At 59.4% G+C, this 14777-nt stretch carries 18 protein-coding genes and 4 pseudogenes; 14 read left to right on the top strand and 8 right to left on the bottom strand.

Annotation, left to right across the window (positions count from 1 at the left end):
* The first annotated feature begins 207 nt into the window (after nt 1-207).
* The 5 genes and pseudogenes from NB231_RS16495 to NB231_RS18155 all read left to right on the top strand — a co-directional run bounded on the left by NB231_RS16495 (nt 208) and on the right by NB231_RS18155 (nt 2108).
* A complete protein-coding gene (locus tag NB231_RS16495) occupies nt 208-498 on the top strand; it encodes a BrnT family toxin (protein ID WP_005005191.1) in 291 nt (96 codons plus the stop codon).
* Complete coding sequence (locus NB231_RS16490; protein WP_005005188.1) at nt 495-746, top strand: BrnA antitoxin family protein; 252 nt, start codon at nt 495-497, stop codon at nt 744-746. The genes NB231_RS16495 and NB231_RS16490 overlap by 4 nt, the downstream gene beginning before the upstream one ends.
* Nucleotides 747-860: 114 nt before the next feature.
* Nucleotides 861-947: pseudogene (locus NB231_RS20465) on the top strand (transposase); the annotation flags it as partial.
* A 616-nt stretch (nt 948-1563) separates the two neighbouring features.
* Nucleotides 1564-1809, top strand: a complete 246-nt coding sequence (locus tag NB231_RS16480; RefSeq protein WP_005005185.1) for a type II toxin-antitoxin system CcdA family antitoxin — start codon at nt 1564-1566, stop codon at nt 1807-1809.
* Complete coding sequence (locus NB231_RS18155; RefSeq protein ID WP_084766384.1) at nt 1809-2108, top strand: CcdB family protein; 300 nt, start codon at nt 1809-1811, stop codon at nt 2106-2108. The genes NB231_RS16480 and NB231_RS18155 overlap by 1 nt, the downstream gene beginning before the upstream one ends.
* 24 nt (nt 2109-2132) lie before the next feature.
* Here the strand turns inward: NB231_RS18155 and NB231_RS19970 are convergent, their stop codons facing one another.
* Nucleotides 2133-2357, bottom strand: coding sequence for a group II intron maturase-specific domain-containing protein (locus NB231_RS19970; RefSeq protein ID WP_005005184.1), 225 nt, complete (start codon nt 2355-2357; stop codon nt 2133-2135).
* A gap of 186 nt (nt 2358-2543) precedes the next feature.
* Here NB231_RS19970 and NB231_RS18145 point away from each other — a divergent pair.
* Nucleotides 2544-2828: pseudogene (locus NB231_RS18145) on the top strand (transposase); the annotation flags it as partial.
* Nucleotides 2829-3016: 188 nt separating this feature from the next.
* On the opposite strand, the gene NB231_RS16465 reads toward NB231_RS18145, so the two are convergent.
* Together NB231_RS16465 and NB231_RS16460 are read right to left on the bottom strand one after the other, a co-directional pair.
* Nucleotides 3017-3331, bottom strand: coding sequence for a HigA family addiction module antitoxin (locus tag NB231_RS16465; RefSeq protein WP_040662614.1), 315 nt, complete (start codon nt 3329-3331; stop codon nt 3017-3019).
* A 12-nt stretch (nt 3332-3343) separates the two neighbouring features.
* Entirely contained in the window at nt 3344-3625 is a 282-nt protein-coding gene (locus NB231_RS16460; RefSeq protein WP_005005178.1) for a type II toxin-antitoxin system RelE/ParE family toxin, read from the bottom strand.
* A gap of 266 nt (nt 3626-3891) precedes the next feature.
* Here NB231_RS16460 and NB231_RS20395 point away from each other — a divergent pair, with 266 nt between their 5' ends.
* Nucleotides 3892-4302: a transposase gene (locus NB231_RS20395; protein WP_005005176.1), complete on the top strand. Its 411-nt coding sequence runs from the start codon at nt 3892-3894 to the stop codon at nt 4300-4302.
* 379 nt (nt 4303-4681) lie between these two features.
* On the opposite strand, the gene NB231_RS16450 is transcribed toward NB231_RS20395, so the two are convergent.
* Nucleotides 4682-5134: a hypothetical protein gene (locus NB231_RS16450; RefSeq protein WP_050756131.1), complete on the bottom strand. Its 453-nt coding sequence runs from the start codon at nt 5132-5134 to the stop codon at nt 4682-4684.
* A gap of 227 nt (nt 5135-5361) precedes the next feature.
* Between NB231_RS16450 and NB231_RS16445 the strand changes: the two genes are divergently transcribed.
* Together NB231_RS16445 and NB231_RS16440 are read left to right on the top strand one after the other, a co-directional pair.
* Nucleotides 5362-5658, top strand: a complete 297-nt coding sequence (locus NB231_RS16445; RefSeq protein ID WP_005005173.1) for a type II toxin-antitoxin system RelE/ParE family toxin — start codon at nt 5362-5364, stop codon at nt 5656-5658.
* 1 nt (nt 5659) lies between these two features.
* The gene (locus NB231_RS16440) at nt 5660-5953 is read left to right on the top strand and encodes an addiction module antidote protein (protein WP_005005171.1); all 294 of its coding nucleotides are present in this window, start codon (nt 5660-5662) and stop codon (nt 5951-5953) included.
* A gap of 257 nt (nt 5954-6210) precedes the next feature.
* Here NB231_RS16440 and NB231_RS18140 read toward each other — a convergent pair.
* Nucleotides 6211-6365, bottom strand: a pseudogene (locus NB231_RS18140) (transposase domain-containing protein); the annotation flags it as partial.
* A gap of 116 nt (nt 6366-6481) precedes the next feature.
* Here NB231_RS18140 and NB231_RS19960 point away from each other — a divergent pair.
* Nucleotides 6482-6795, top strand: a pseudogene (locus NB231_RS19960) (hypothetical protein); the annotation flags it as partial.
* Between the two features lie 296 nt (nt 6796-7091).
* On the opposite strand, the gene NB231_RS17185 reads toward NB231_RS19960, so the two are convergent.
* Nucleotides 7092-7748: a GNAT family N-acetyltransferase gene (locus tag NB231_RS17185; protein WP_005005167.1), complete on the bottom strand. Its 657-nt coding sequence runs from the start codon at nt 7746-7748 to the stop codon at nt 7092-7094.
* A gap of 147 nt (nt 7749-7895) precedes the next feature.
* Between NB231_RS17185 and NB231_RS16425 the strand changes: the two genes are divergently transcribed.
* On the top strand, nt 7896-8420 hold the full coding sequence (locus tag NB231_RS16425) for a hypothetical protein (RefSeq protein WP_005005166.1): 525 nt from the start codon (nt 7896-7898) through the stop codon (nt 8418-8420).
* A gap of 415 nt (nt 8421-8835) precedes the next feature.
* On the opposite strand, the gene NB231_RS16420 is transcribed toward NB231_RS16425, so the two are convergent.
* Entirely contained in the window at nt 8836-9234 is a 399-nt protein-coding gene (locus NB231_RS16420; protein WP_005005164.1) for a TraR/DksA family transcriptional regulator, read from the bottom strand.
* A 134-nt stretch (nt 9235-9368) separates the two neighbouring features.
* Here NB231_RS16420 and NB231_RS16415 point away from each other — a divergent pair, with 134 nt between their 5' ends.
* Nucleotides 9369-10937: a bifunctional GNAT family N-acetyltransferase/carbon-nitrogen hydrolase family protein gene (locus NB231_RS16415; RefSeq protein WP_005005161.1), complete on the top strand. Its 1569-nt coding sequence runs from the start codon at nt 9369-9371 to the stop codon at nt 10935-10937.
* A 20-nt stretch (nt 10938-10957) separates the two neighbouring features.
* On the opposite strand, the gene NB231_RS16410 is transcribed toward NB231_RS16415, so the two are convergent.
* A complete protein-coding gene (locus NB231_RS16410; protein WP_005005158.1) occupies nt 10958-12169 on the bottom strand; it encodes a pyridoxal phosphate-dependent aminotransferase in 1212 nt (403 codons plus the stop codon).
* Between the two features lie 185 nt (nt 12170-12354).
* Between NB231_RS16410 and NB231_RS16405 the strand changes: the two genes are divergently transcribed.
* Both NB231_RS16405 and NB231_RS16400 read left to right on the top strand, forming a co-directional pair.
* Nucleotides 12355-13329, top strand: coding sequence for a D-2-hydroxyacid dehydrogenase (locus NB231_RS16405; protein WP_005005156.1), 975 nt, complete (start codon nt 12355-12357; stop codon nt 13327-13329).
* Between the two features lie 25 nt (nt 13330-13354).
* On the top strand, nt 13355-14776 hold the full coding sequence (locus NB231_RS16400) for an amidase (RefSeq protein WP_005005153.1): 1422 nt from the start codon (nt 13355-13357) through the stop codon (nt 14774-14776).
* Nucleotide 14777: the final 1 nt, after the last annotated feature.

Raw genomic sequence — 14777 nt, 5'->3', positions numbered from 1 at the left:
TTGTTGCGATGAAGAAGCCCTAACAAGGCGCTCAACGCGGACCCGCCTACGTCGGCGGCAAATTTGAGTGTTGTGGTTTCGTTAACCGACATCGTGGCGTTGAGTTTGGTGCCCTTAGCCTGGCGGTCCGGTTAGCTTTGTCGTTAGCTGGCAGCAGAGCGTTTCGCGTCTTCTTGAGTCTATCTTGCTTGCTATCCGTGTACATTTGTGCATATACTGCTTCTTGTGCGATTCGAATGGGACAAAACCAAAGCTGCGTCAAACGCCAAAAAGCATGGCGTTAGATTCTCCGAGGCGATCGTCGCACTGGAGGATGAGGCTGCCGTCACCATTGAGGATCCTGACTCCCAAGGTGAGGAACGCTTCATCTCTATCGGAACTGACGATCGAGCCCGGGTGCTGGTAACCGTGTTCGCCTGCCGCGATGACGCGATTCGTATCATCTCGTCGCGCCAGGCCTCGAAGAAAGAGCGTAGGCTCTACGAGGAACAACCGTGAGAAAAGAGTACGACTTCAGTAAGGGAAAGCGTGGTCCCGTGGTCGCCGCCCAAGGAAAGACTCGGATCACGATCCGACTAGATGACGATGTGGTCGAGTGGTTCAAACATAAAGTCGAGGAGGCCGGCGGAGGCAACTATCAGAGCCTTATTAATCGGGCACTTCGTAACCACATCGAGCATGAGCAAGAACCCCTTGAGGAAACACTCCGCCGGGTGGTCCGAGAGGAGCTCCGCAGTGCCAGCTAATCGGGTAAGGACTGACGTTTAATCAGCCCTCCCCACGCCACCCGGCATGCGGGTCCGCACCGGGCGGTTCAGGAAACAGCCGCCCATGTGATAAAAAGGGACGGATTTATGTTTCTGCACGTCCTGCCCAAAGGCTTCATGCGCATCCGCCACTACGGCTTTCTCGCCAACCGCTGCCGAGACGCGAAGCTCGCACGCATCGGTGCGTGCCTGAGCCGCTCGGCGCCGAGCGAGGAGATAACCAGCGAGGCGTGCACAAACGCCGCCGATACGGCGGTAGTCTGCCCGTGCCCGGCCTGCCAGGACGGCGTGCTGCGCCCCGGGCCGTTGCTGGCGCCGTCACGATGGGAGAGCGGATGATGCCAGCCGCGTGAGTTGAGACGATGCTACCGGCGCCCCGCTGACAGGTCCCGCGGGGACATGGGCTTGCTGTTGCGTCCCGAACACCGAAATCGCCCTGGAGAGCCCCATGAATCCGCCACATTCGCCGACATGAGCTCCCGTTCTCGACCACCTGCCGGGGTGATTCGGGACGCCGACACCCCTGACGGGCGCCGTAACACCCCCCGACGCTTTCGACACCCCGAGCACCAAACCATACAATCCCCTTAGAACAAGGGCCTCGGCGCACTGCCGGGCGGCTTAGTCCAACAGACATTTATCCGCCATGCTCTGCACGACGGATAAATGCTTAGAAGTTGGGCGACTGAAGCGGCGGCATATCCGAGCGCCATGCTAAGCCAAATGGCCGGAAATATTGATGCGCAACTAATATGCGCATATAGTGTGAGCGCATCTCGCTGAACGAGGAATCGCCATGCAGGCCTCAAAATCCATCAAAGCCACCCGGAAACCTACGAATCTTTCGCTTGATAGCGCCCTGCTTAAAGAAGCGAAAGCCCTGGGTATCAATGTCTCCCGGTCCGCTGAGGCTGGTATCTCTGAAGCTGTGAAGCGACACAAACGGCAAAGATGGCTGAAAGAGAATGAGGGCGCATTGGCAAGTTCAAACGCATACGTCGAAGCTAATGGTCTGCCATTAGCCCAGTATCGCCAGTTCTAATGGCTCGATTCGAAATATTCCAAAATGAGAGTGGCTCGGGCTATTTGCTGGATGTTCAGTCAGATCTACTAAGCGGATTGAATACACGGGTCGTAGTACCGTTGTTGCCACAGTCTTCGGCACCATCTCCCGCTGATCGGCTAAACCCTTTGTTTGAGGTGGAGGGTGAAAAGGTAATAATGGCAACTCAGTTCATGGCGGCGGTGCCAGCAGCCGAATTGCGGTCCGGAATTGGAAGCCTAGCCGAAGAACAACATGAAATATCAACAGCTTTAGACATGTTGTTTTTCGGGTTTTAATGAAAATGCCATACCGCTCATTGGTCATCCCGGTCTGCGTCGCCAGCGTCCTCGACAGGTGCCATAGCCCTTGGAGCTGAGCGCCGTGAGGATCGCATGGCGTTTGCCCGTACCCAGCGCCAGCAGATGGCGCACCTTCGTGCGCGTCTTGCGCCACTGCTTCCAGTAACACATCCGCACCCGGCGTCGCAGCCACGCCTCGAGTTCTGGGATCGGGCGGTAGTAGTCCGAGATGCCGAAATAGTCCATTCAGCCTCTCACGCACTGGGCGAGCCTGAAGAGCCGGTAGGCCATACGCCGCACGGTGTGCCTGAAATCCTCGAAGGCTTGCTCCGGCCAGCGCAGCTTTGCTCCCCGGAAGGTAAGCACGCGCAACGGCAAATAACTGTGAATCGATGGAATCAATGAGGTCGGGCTCGATTGATTGCAATTGATTCGCGCTACAGCCACCGCATAGCCATCAGCAACGCCCGCCTCCTTGGCATTGAGGACGAGTCGGCGGTCTTTCGCTACACCGACTACACCGACGGCCGCCGCGTCAAGGTCATGCGCCTGGCCGGCGTGGAGTTCGTGCGCCGCTTCCTGCTGCATGTGTTGCCCAAGAGATTCATGCGCATCCGCCACTACGGCTTTCTCGCCAACCGCTGCCGAGACGCGAAACTCGCACGCATCGGTGCGTGCCTGAGCCGCTCGGCGCCGAGCGAGGAGATAACCAGCGAGGCGTGCACAAACGCCACACCCGCTGTTCAATAGCATCACACGGAACCTGAAAGCCAAATGCGCTCCAAAGTATTTGGCGATCTCCCGGTAGCTGCAACGGCCGGTGGCATAGGCGGCAACCATCGCAGCGTTGCGAGCCGTATATTTTAAGTACGCCCCCTATTTACGCTTCGCCACGATAGCCTCAGCTAGCCAGTGACGTGCCGCCCCGACGCCAGCGGGCGGATCTCACGCTCGATCTCCCGACCACCCCGCGCCCGGGCCGCCTCGAGCTCGTGTTTATCCTGCAGGCGCATCCAGTACTCTGCACTGGTCCCGAAGAAGCGCGCCAAGCGAAGTGCCGTATCGGCCGTGATACCCCGGCGCCCCTGCACAATCTCGTTGATCCGCCGGGGTGGCACGTGAATCGCTTTCGCCAGCCGATACTGCGTAATCCTATACTCTTCGAGAAACTCCGCCAGGTGCTCTCCCGGATGAATGGGACCGATCATCTGCCCAGTCATGGCCCAACCCTCTCAGTGATAATCCACGATCTCAACGTTGTAGGCATGCCCGTCCCGCCAGTCGAAACAGATCCGCCACTGCTCGTTGATGCGGATGCTGTACTGGCCCGCCCGCTCGCCCCGCAAAACCTCCAGCCGGTGTGACGGCGGCACCCGCAGGTCCTCCACTGTAACCGCCGCATCGATGCGGTCCAGCCGCATCTTGGCACGCCGCTGAATCTCAACCGGCAACTTCCTGGACCACCGGCCTTCGGCCACCTTTTTCGTCTCTTTGTCGCGACAGCTCTTGAGCATGGATCATGATAACGCACACCGTTAATAACGATTAGCGTTACTAAGTCTCTGGGCGTGCCAACAAGCAAGCATGCCTTTCCCCCTCACCCGCCGCCCGGCGAGTGTAGGCTTCAACAAGGAAGCATCAAGTTCTGTCGGTACAACTATGAGGAGTGAACAGAGGTCGAGGAGTGTTTTGCTGCAAGTTGGACTTGTAACGCATCGGCCCACGGCGGACATCATCGACACCAAGCGGTCAACGATGAACCAATGGGGATCGGACTTGATTGATTGCAATTGATTCGCGCTACAGCCACCGCATCGCTATCAGCAACGCCCGCCTCCTTGGCATTGAGGACGAGTCGGCGGTCTTTCGCTACACTGACTACACCGACGGCCGCCGGGTCAAGATCATGCGCCTGGCCGGTGTGGAGTTCGTGCGCCGCTTCCTGCTGCATGTGTTGCCCAAGAGATTCATGCGCATCCGCCACTACGGCTTTCTCGCCAACCGCTGCCGAGACGCGAAACTCGCACGCATCGGTGCGTGCCTGAGCCGCTCGGCGCCGAGCGAGGAGATAACCAGCGAGGCGTGCACAAACGCCGCCAACACGGCAGTGGTCTGCCCGCGCCCGGCCTGCCACGCCGGCGTGCTGCGCACCGGGCCATTGCTGGCGCCGTCACAACGGGAGAGCGGATGATGCCAGCCGCGTGAGTTGAGACGATGCTACCGGCGCCCCGCTGACAGGCCCCGCGGGGATCTGGGCTTGCTGTTGCGTCCCGAACACCGAAATCGCCCCGGAGAGCCCCATGAATCCGCCACATTCGCCGACATGAGCCCCCGTTTTCGACCACCTACCGAGGTGATTCGGGACGCCGGCACCCCTGACGGGCGCCGTAACACCCCCGGCGCCTTCGACACCCCGAGCACCAAACCATCCAACCCCCTTAAAACAAGCGCCTCGACACAGCGCATGGCGGATTAGTCCAACAGACATTTATCCGCCATGCTCCGCACGACGGATAAATGCTTAGAAGTTATGTGTTTCGAGAACGAGGGCTATCGACCACAAGAGGACGCTATGGGTAAGCGGTCAAACGCCATTCGCTGCCCGGCGAGAGCAGCCGATACGTCACCAATACGAACAGCACCTGCTCCCAGCGCGTGCCTTTGCGGCTGCGGGGCAGACGATCACGCCAGAACCGTTCCAGCTCCAAGGCCTGCCACAGCTTCAGCGCCAGCCAGCATGAACCCCACTCGCGCGGGCGGCACAGGCGCACAATCGACTCGTCCGTAACGCCTTCGTCGAGGCGGTCTTTGGGAAACAGCGCCAGCGAACGCGGCTGCGCCGCGCGCTCGTCGAACACCTCAACCGACCTACGCCAGGCCCGCTCCTGCGAGGAATTAATCTCGCCCAGATACAGCAGGTGGCGTTGCTGCACCCGACCACCCGGCAAACGTCGCGTCTCAACGATCCTCCAATACCGGTGCACCTTGCCATCTTTCTTGCGGGTGGTCGCACGTAGAAACATGCCCCCTATTATCCGCATGCCCACAACAAAGAAAACAAGCAAGGTCTTCACTACCACGGGTTCGCGGGGCTTATCCACAGACCGTCTTTTAATTTTCAAAAAGATTTTTCTTCGGCGCCCGCAAAATCCGGGGCGAACCCGCTAAGTTGGGTTAGAAGGCACCCCAGCCCAAAGCACCGTGCCAGCCGAAAACTTGCATGTCGTATCCCTTGGGATACACTGCGCCTGTGAAGCAGATTAAAGCCACAGGTCAGTTCACGGCTTGGCTCGACCATCTGAAAGACATCAACGGTCGTGCCCGCATCCAGGCAAGAATTCAGCGCCTGGCCCTGGGCAATCCCGGCAAGCATCGTGATCTGAAGCTGGGCGTATCTGAACTGAAGATTGATGTAGGGCCGGGCTATCGGGTCTATTACACTCAGCAGCAAGATGTTCTCGTCATCCTGCTCTGTGGCGGAGACAAATCGAGCCAGACTAAAAACATCAAATTGGCCTATGAGTTGGCAAAGGGCTTGGAGGTCTGAAATGGCAACAAAACTTCATGACTATGATGTCTCGGAGCATCTCCGCACGCCGGAGGAAATGGCAGCCTACTTGGAGGCGTCAATTGCCGAAAGCGATGGAGACCCAGGCTTTGTAGCAAAGGCTCTGGGGGACATTGCTCGGGCCAAAGGTATGGCTGCCCTGGCTCGAGAGACCGGCCTGGGCCGGGAAAGTCTGTACAAAGCCTTGTCGGCTGAAGGAAATCCTCAGCTGGGCACGGTGCTAAAAGTGGCGAAGGCGCTAGGGTTGGAGTTTGGTGTTAAGCCTGCTGCCTGAAAAGCGATGCAACCCGAAAGAACCACCTCCTAACCCGAAAAATTCACAAAAAAGCGAGCCTCGTTTAACCCACTGATATAATGGGTGTTCCGCCAAAAACGCTTCGGAAGAAGCCAAACGAGGTCGCCCGTGTCGAATTCTACCCCAGAGCAACTGCGTTTTCCTGCCATCGATGGACTCACCGTGCGCGGCGCCTTCGACGGCGGGGCGCTGTCCTCGTAAGCGGTCAAACCGCCGGCATTATTGCCGATGCGATCGATATCGGATCGTAGGGGCTGGCTTGCGAAGTGGACTTTTCACCGTCGGGGGCAAGCTCAGCGACGCGGCTCGCCGGGTGGGTGCCCACGCGCTGGAGTACATCGACCAAGTAGGTGTAGGGGTCAACGTCCTGCAGCCGACAAGTGGCGACCAGGGGGTCGGGCCAGCGTAATCCTTTGATAAATCAGAGAACTGTGAAAAAATAACACTTGAATCACAGCTTAAACGGACCATTGTCCCATTTAAAACACTGTTCTAAGAAGGAACTCAATGCCACGCGCAAATCGTCACTGGCTCTCCGGCCATGTCTGGCACATTACCCACCGCTGCCATCGCCAGCAGTTTCTGCTCAAATTCGCACGGGACCACCGATTGTGGCGTTGCTGGTTGTTCGAAGCCCGCCAACGGTTCGGACTCTGCGTCCTGGATTTTATCGTCACATCCAACCACATTCAGTTGCTGGTACGGCAGGTGCCGTTCATCATCCGCGGGAATGGGAAGCCTCTGGCGATCGGGAAATCCAAAACCCACCCGCACGGTACCGCACCATTGATTACCCAGCCCTCATGGGTCTGTTGGGCATCCCCGGATCTTCAACGAATTCATCGAAGCTGAAGCAGCGACCCCCGGCCAATCTTTCGATAACTTTTTGAAATATATGTATATTGTATTTCTAGGTTTGCAAAAGCCCCAAAAAAATATGCTTCTAAATCAGCTTGTTAAGCGTTGACCGGGAATTGCTGAAGCTGGATTGAGGAAGCACTCAAGGCCGAGCAGTCCGTGCGTGATGAACGGTGGTCTCGGAGTCTCGCGATCGGCAGTGCCCTCATGCTGAAATCGCCCGAGCACAGTCATCAGACACCGTCAAAGCCAGGTGTGTTTAATCAGCAACTTTGTGCCCGCATAGAGTCGGGCACAAAGCCGTTCGCACCATAAGCCAGCTTGGCGTTACCAGGATCGACGGCGTCGCCAGCACACAGAAGCCGAACCCTTGATAGAACCGGACATTGGCTAGCTTGTCAGTCTCCAGATAAAGGCAAGTGCCAGCGGCCTCGGTACAGGCGTATTCCATCAGTTGGGTGCCGACGCCCTGATTTTGCCATCCGGGATCTACCGCTAATGGACCCAGGTGCCAGTGGGGTGTGGGCGGGTCATGCCTGAGCCAGGTATTAAGCCAGATAACTGTGCGCAGTGTGCCCGCAGGCGAGTTGCTGGTCAGCAATGCGGGTAGCAGGCTCAGCAGGTCACGCCAGGTTGGTTTGCAGCGGCCCGGCGGCAGCCTACCCAGTACGCCTATTAAGGTTCCGTCAGCGTATGCGCCCAGTAAGCCGTCTTTGCGCAAAATGTATGGCAGCAAGCCCGTGAAGAAGCGTTTAAGACGGCGTTGCCGCCGAGCTTGAGCGCCGCGAAATACCTGAAGGTGAATGGGGTTATCGCTCATCGCCTGGGCGCAGATGCCCGCAGCCATCACCAAATCGCCCTTGCTCAGGGGGCGAATATCAATCCTTGGTGTGCTCACCCGGTTAGTGCCCTTCATTTTATAAGAAGCTGTCTTGTTAAAATGCTACTATTTATCATATAAATAAATTATAAGTCTGTAACTTCTTATTAACCTCTGGCACAGAAGTGTCAAAAGGGGTTCCGGGGCTGGATATACTTCGCCGATCGTGGGTGCCTGCGAAGCATGAGCACGAGCGCTCCTCGTAAGCTTCCTCAGATCAGCGACTTTCCGCCGCAGGAGGTCGCCCCAGCGGGGGTGCTGCTGGAGAGCTGCCGTCGGCAACGGGCGGAGATCCAGGCGCTGCGCGATGAGATCGCCCGATTGAAGGGCGGCAACCCGAAGTCACCGATCAAAGCCTCGAAGCTGGAAAGCGCGGAACAAGATGCCGAGAGGCACAAGGACAAACGTCGAGGCAAGCACAAACGCAGCAAGACCCACCGCCTCGAGATCCACGATCTCATCGTGCTCGCGCCCGTGCCCGTGCCGGCGCCCCCTGCGGGCAGCCGGCTCAAGGGCTACGATGACGTTACCGTCCAGGATCTGCACATCGGCGCGCACAACACCCGCTATCGGCTCGAACGCTGGGTGGACACCATAGGGCGAGTTGCTGCGCGCCCTCGATCGCCCCGAGATCGCGCTGCACGACAATCTCGCCGAGCGCGACGGCGGGCCTACTGCGATCAACTACTGCACGCATCCCACGGCTAGCCCCTGAAACCGGGCGCCCAGCCGCGCTACGATTACCGGCCGGTGCGCCGGGAGACCTTCGTCGAGCTGCCGCGCTTCCGCGGCACCGCCGACCAAGCCGCGAACTGGCATCGAGTCGGTGGGACCCCAGGGTCGGGGCAAGCTCGACGTCCATCAAATGCCGGGACTAAACACTTAAGAAAGCCGTCTGGGTCTATCCCCTACGGCGTGAGTTCCGGCGCATCATGCGCGCGGTGGAGCCCAGTACCTGAGTCCCGTCACGCCCGGGGTTAATGAGAAGTTACAAGCTTGACCGGGAATCGCTGCTACGAGGGCTCTACCGGCTGTCGCCACCCTCGCCGCTGCGACCCCGTCTCCGGCTTACGCAGATCCGGATGAAGGTGTTCAACCAACTTGGTCACAACGACCCAGCCTATTACAGCGTTGGGTGGGCACCGCCGATCTCTTCCTGTTCGAATCGGGTTTGACACGCATAACAACGCGCCACGGCCGGGTTCGCCTGGAGCCGCTGCGCGGCAATGGCCTCGCCGCAATCCATGCAGTATCCGTAGCTCCCGTCTGCAAGTTTGCGCAATGCGGCCTCGATGCGCTGGATTTCGCGCACGTGCCGGTCGATTTCCGCGATATTTAAATCGACCAACAAATCGGCAACCGAGGCGTCCCCCACATCAGGCACTTTATCCGCTAACACCGCGTAGCTGTTCTGATCGGAGCTCAGGAGCTCCTCGCGCACGTTCGCGCACAGCGCCTTGTAGTCCTCCTCGAGGCGACGCTGTAGCTCTCGACGCTGCTCGGGGGTCAATGACTCATTCATCGCGGCTCCTCCCCTGATAACCGGCGGCCGGCGCGTTCCGATTACAGGTCAACCCGCCGCCCTAGGCAGCATGATATGCTGCGCCTAACATATGACCGCAAACCGATTCCACAGTTCGATTCAACTGACCGACTATGCCAACCGATGCTGAACACTCTCGTCGTGGCGATATCGAAGAACATCACCTGCGTCTTCGGAATCTGCGCCTGTCCGATTATCCCGATATCAAACAGATTATGGACCACGTCTACGCCAATCTCGGCGGTGCCTGGAGCCGGAAACAATTTGCTGCTCAAATTAATCGCTTTGCCGAGGGCCAGATTTGCATCGAGGACAACGGCCGCGTGATCGCCGCCGCCATTTCCATGATCGTGGAATACGATCGCTTCGGCGACAAACACACGTATCAAGAGATCACGGACCACGGCTTTCTCACCAACCATGACCCGAACGGGGATGTGCTCTACGGTGTGGATGTATTCGTCCACCCCGAGTATCGGGACATGCGCCTCGGCCGGCGCCTCTACGATGCCCGCAAGGAACTCTGCCGCAAGCTCAATCTGCGTGCCATCGTGGCCGGCGGTCGTATCCCCGGCTACCAGAAACACGCCCGAGAGCTCACACCGGAGCGCTATATCGAGCTGGTCAAGCTCCGCGAGCTGTATGACCCGATTCTCTCGTTCCAGCTCGCCAACGACTTCCATATCCGACGCATCATCACCGGCTACCTGCCCGAAGATGTGGAATCGCGTGCCTTTGCCACGCTCGTGCAATGGGACAACATCTTCTACGAAGCCGAGCGAACACCGTTGATCGGGGGTCGCAAAAAGACCGTCCGGGTCGGAACCGTGCAATGGCAGATGCGCCGGGTGCAGGGTCTCGACGACCTGATGACGCAGGTGGAGTTTTTCGTCGACGCCCTGGCCGGATACAACTGTGATCTGATCCTCTTCCCCGAGCTTTTCAATGCCCCGCTGCTCGCCCAATTCAACCAAGACGAGCCGGCCGAGGCGATGCGCGGGCTCGCCCGCCACACCGATGAAATGCGCGAGGCCATGCTCGGACTGGCGGTGAGCTACAACACGAACATCATCTGCGGCAGCATGCCGGTCTACGAGCAGAACAAGCTCTACAACGTCGCCTATCTATGCCGCCGCGACGGCACTACGGCCAATCAGTATAAGCTACACGCCACCCCGGACGAGCGCTTTTACTGGGGCGTGCAAGGCGGTGAGTTTTTGCACGTGATCGACACCGACGTCGCCAAAATCGGAATTCTGATCTGCTACGACGTCGAATTCCCCGAACTCGGGCGCCTACTGGCGGACCAAGGCATGCAGCTACTGTTCGTGCCATTCTGGACCGATACCAACAACGCCTATTTGCGGGTGCGCCGCTGCGCCCAGGCACGAGCGATCGAAAACGAATGCTATGTTGCCATCACCGGCAGCGTCGGTAATCTGCCGCAAGTGGAGAACATCGAGATTCAGTACTCCCAAGCGGCGGTGTTCTCACCGGCGGAGTTCGCCTTTCCCCATGACGGCATCGTGGCGGAGAGCACGCCCAATACCGAGATGACCCTGATCGTCGATCTCGATATGGATAAGCTCAAGACGCTGCGTGCCGAGGGATCGGTACGTAACATCAAGGATCGGCGGCTCGATCTCTACCGAATCGAGTGGCTCGATCATCAAAACGAATGATTCCCGCCGGCAACAGGTTCTCAGAACCGCTGCCGCGCCATCCACGGAATCATGCGCTCGAACGCCTCCTCGATCCGCTCCATGGAATTGGAATAACTGATGCGGATCGCATTGCTACACGCATCACCGAATGCATCTCCGGGAATCACGCACACGCCGGTCTCTTCGAGCAGTCGCAGCGCCAACAAGGAGCCGTCGGTGCGTGGTGGCAGCGACGGGAAAATGTAAAAAGCCCCTTGCGGCCAATAGCCGCTCAAATGTGGAGTCTCGCTCACCAAATGCACCACCCGGTCGCGCCGACGCCGATATTCAGCCACCATCTCGTCGACACAGCTGCGATCGCCGCGCAAAGCCGCCACCCCCGCCCACTGAGCCGGCGTGTTGGCAACGGTGGTAGTGAACATATGGTAGCGACGCAGCTTCTTGATGGCGCCTTGACTGGAGATGATCCAACCGATTCGCAACCCCGCCATGCTGAAGGTCTTGGAGAAACTGCTGATCGCCATGATATGGTCGAGATCCGAGGTGCAGCGAATGACACTCGGATACTCCATGTCATCGAGCAGGAGATGATCATAGACCTCGTCACTGAAGACATAGATCCCGCGATAGGCAGCCTCCTTGACGATCGCCTCCATCGTCTCACGCGGATAGACCGTGCCGGTCGGATTACTCGGTGAATTGAGCACGATGGCAAAGGTTCGCATGCTGAGGGCATCGATCACCTCTTGCGGATCGATTTGATGGCCGTGTTCGGCACGGGTGGGGATGACCTTCACCTCGCCGCCGTTCATGCGAATAAGGGGCGCGTATAGTACGAAAGTCGGATCGGTCAGGATGAACTGCCGCCCCGGTGCCGCCGTGGCGCTCAACGCCAAATACATGGCCTCGGTGGCCCCGGTGGTAACGATAAAATTGTCTTCCGTGAGCTCGCGTTCGTACCGCGCACTGTAATAGTCTCTAAGAGCACTGAGCAGCTCCGGTAGACCGGCATCAAGCGTATAGCCGGTCTGTCCGGCCTCAAGCGCCTGGATATGGGCGTCGATGATATGCCGCGGGGTTGGAAAGTCCGGTTGCCCGATGGACAAATGGAGCACATTGTCCATTTTCGCCGCCGTATTGATCATGCGGCGAATACCCGGCATCGGTATCGCCTGCAGTGACGGGCTGAACAACCGGCCCCCCATGGGGTCGTATTGATTGATATCGAGTGGACGGGCGCTCTCGGCCATTGCAAGCCACCTCTTTCCCAAGCTCCGATAATCTGGGTGTGTCCCGTCGAGACTAGGCCGTGAGGGGAATGCCGGTCAAGCTGGCGGAGAAACGCGCCAACGAGCGGTTGACCACGGCATGAAGGGCTAGGTAACGTCGGGATAAAGGTGGCCTATATCGCCTATCCTTAGGAGACAATGCGGACATGGCACAGACTGCTCCCGAAACGCCCGTGGTCACCGTCCTGATCGCCCCGGGAGACGCCCTGCCACCGGGCATCGAACGCCTCACCGAGGCGGCTATCCTACGCCAGGCATGGGATGCCGAGTCCTTGCGCGCGGCCCTGCCGGGAACCCATGTTTTGTGCGTCACGGACTTCCGCACGAGCGCTCTGCGCCGCGCCTGGCCGGCCGCGGATCGCCTGCAATGGATCCATACCACCAGTGCCGGTGTGGACGCCGTGCTCATTCCGGAAGTGCGCGCAAGCGATATCGCGCTCACCAACGCCCGCGGCATCTTCGATCGCGCGATCGCGGAGTATGTTCTTGGCCAGATTATCGCCTTCGCCAAGAGCTTTCACCGTAATTGGATGCTCCAACAACAACATGAGTGGCTTCATCGCGACACCGAACGCGTGCAAGGTAAACGCGTTCTGGTGGTGGGCGCCGGCGCCATCGGCCGGGAGATCGCTCGCTTGAGCCGCGCCGTGGGCATGGTGACCGAAGGGATTGCCCGCACCGAGCGCACCGCCGACCCGGACTTCGAAGCCGTTTATGCCGCCCAGGATCTGCATGCCCGGCTCCCGTGCGCCGACTTCGTGGTCGTGGCCGCACCGCTGACTCCAGCAACGCAAGGGCTGTTCGATATCACCGCACTGCGTTGCATGCAACGCTCGGCACGGCTGATCAATGTCGGGCGCGGCCCAATCGTCGTCACCGAAGCGCTGCTGCAAGCGCTGCAGGAAGGCTGGATTGCCGGTGCCGCCCTCGATGTCTTCGAGGAAGAACCCTTGCCGGCGAGTCATCCGCTCTGGGAGGCACCGAACACCGTTCTCTCCGCTCACATGGCCGGGGATTTCCTCGGCTGGCGCGAAGCGCTCATCGAGCAATTTATCGAGCAATTCCATCGTTGGCATCGGGGAGAACCGCTGCACAACTTGGTCGACAAGGGGCACGACTAGGTTTCCGCAACCAAAGAGTAAGACTATGAGTCCGATAACTGCCGAGATCGCCTGCTTAACGGCTGTGGAGATGCTGGAACATTTCGAATGTGGCGAGCTCTCGCCCGTGGAGGTTACCGAAGCGGCGCTGGAGCAAATCGAGCTGCATAATAAGACGGTCAACGCTTACTGCTTCCTAGACGAGCAAACCACGCGTGTCGAAGCCCGCCGAGCCCAGGAACGCCGGCGCCGCAAAGGTGCCCTTGGATTGTTGGATGGCGTGCCGGTAGCGATCAAGGATGTATTCATGTTCCGCGGCTGGCCTACCCGCAAGGGCTCAAAACTCATCGATGAAAGCCCAGCGCCCGTCGATTCACCAGCCGTTGCGAGCCTGCGCCGACATGGCTTCATCCCGCTAGGCAAGACCACGACCCCGGAGTTCGGTTGGAAAGGCGTCACCGACAGCCCGCTCTGCGGGGTGACCCGCAATCCCTGGGATCCCGCCAAGGGCGCAGGCGGTTCGAGCGGCGGCAGCGCTGCCGCCGTGCCGCTGGGTATGGGGGCACTCGCCCTCGGCACCGATGCCGGCGGCTCCATTCGGATCCCGGCCAGCTTCTGCGGTGCGGTCGGCTTCAAACCGACCCAGGGTAGAGTGCCTTTCTGGCCCACGAGCCCCTTCGGGCAGCTCGCCCACCCTGGCCCGATCGCCTGGAGCGTGCAGGACGCAGCTCACCTGATGAACGTCATCTGTGAGCCGGATGCCCGAGATACGACTCTGCCCCCTCCCGAGGTCGATTTCGTCGCCGCACTGGCAGACGGTATCAAAGGCTGGCAGGTGGCATTCAGCCCAGCACTGGGCTATGTCGACGTGGACCAGGAAGTAGCCGAGGTGGTGGCCGCCGCAGTCAAGCGGTTCGAGGATCTGGGTGCCCATATCGAGGAAATCGATCCCGGCTTCCCGAATCCGCGGGAAGCATTCGATCGGTTATTTTATAGCGGTGCGGCCAATGCGCTGCGGACAATCTCGGCCGAGCAGCGCCGCGCGATGGATCCCGCACTCATTCGGGTGGCCGAATGGGCCGAGCAGCTTTCGATGCTGGATTATCTGGCGGCGCTCAACGAGCGCGCCGCGCTGATCGAGCGCATGAACCGATTCCATGATCGCTACGCGCTGCTGCTCACCCCCACACTGCCGATCGCCGCCTTCGAAGCCGGACTGGAAGTGCCCCCGGACTGGCAGGATGAGCGCTGGCCCTCCTGGACCCCTTTTACCTACCCCTTCAACATGACCGGACAACCGGCGATTTCAGTGCCCTGCGGGTTTACTCGCGCCGGCTTGCCCGTAGGATTACAGATCATAGGACCGCGGCATCGCGACGAGTGGGTCTTGCAGGCCGCCCATGCCTATCAGGGCATTGAACCTTTCACACAGCGGCGCCCGGCCCTATTTGGCCAACCGCGCGACTGAT

The sequence above is a fragment of the Nitrococcus mobilis Nb-231 genome (assembly GCF_000153205.1).
GTDB lineage: Bacteria > Pseudomonadota > Gammaproteobacteria > Nitrococcales > Nitrococcaceae > Nitrococcus > Nitrococcus mobilis.
The sequence above is the reverse complement of the archived record's forward strand: the minus strand, read 5'-3'. Positions and strand labels throughout refer to the sequence as shown.

Coding starts and splice junctions, on each gene's coding strand:
- NB231_RS16415 (WP_005005161.1), top strand. CDS start 9,369: ATGCCAACCGATGCTGAACACTCTCGTCGTGGCGATATCGAAGAACAT.
- NB231_RS17185 (WP_005005167.1), bottom strand. CDS start 7,748: ATGAAGGGCACTAACCGGGTGAGCACACCAAGGATTGATATTCGCCCC.
- NB231_RS16465 (WP_040662614.1), bottom strand. CDS start 3,331: ATGACTGGGCAGATGATCGGTCCCATTCATCCGGGAGAGCACCTGGCG.
- NB231_RS16460 (WP_005005178.1), bottom strand. CDS start 3,625: ATGCTCAAGAGCTGTCGCGACAAAGAGACGAAAAAGGTGGCCGAAGGC.
- NB231_RS16440 (WP_005005171.1), top strand. CDS start 5,660: ATGGCAACAAAACTTCATGACTATGATGTCTCGGAGCATCTCCGCACG.
- NB231_RS16405 (WP_005005156.1), top strand. CDS start 12,355: ATGGCACAGACTGCTCCCGAAACGCCCGTGGTCACCGTCCTGATCGCC.
- NB231_RS16450 (WP_050756131.1), bottom strand. CDS start 5,134: ATGTTTCTACGTGCGACCACCCGCAAGAAAGATGGCAAGGTGCACCGG.
- NB231_RS16400 (WP_005005153.1), top strand. CDS start 13,355: ATGAGTCCGATAACTGCCGAGATCGCCTGCTTAACGGCTGTGGAGATG.
- NB231_RS16420 (WP_005005164.1), bottom strand. CDS start 9,234: ATGAATGAGTCATTGACCCCCGAGCAGCGTCGAGAGCTACAGCGTCGC.
- NB231_RS16410 (WP_005005158.1), bottom strand. CDS start 12,169: ATGGCCGAGAGCGCCCGTCCACTCGATATCAATCAATACGACCCCATG.
- NB231_RS18155 (WP_084766384.1), top strand. CDS start 1,809: ATGGCTCGATTCGAAATATTCCAAAATGAGAGTGGCTCGGGCTATTTG.
- NB231_RS19970 (WP_005005184.1), bottom strand. CDS start 2,357: ATGGACTATTTCGGCATCTCGGACTACTACCGCCCGATCCCAGAACTC.
- NB231_RS16480 (WP_005005185.1), top strand. CDS start 1,564: ATGCAGGCCTCAAAATCCATCAAAGCCACCCGGAAACCTACGAATCTT.
- NB231_RS16425 (WP_005005166.1), top strand. CDS start 7,896: ATGAGCACGAGCGCTCCTCGTAAGCTTCCTCAGATCAGCGACTTTCCG.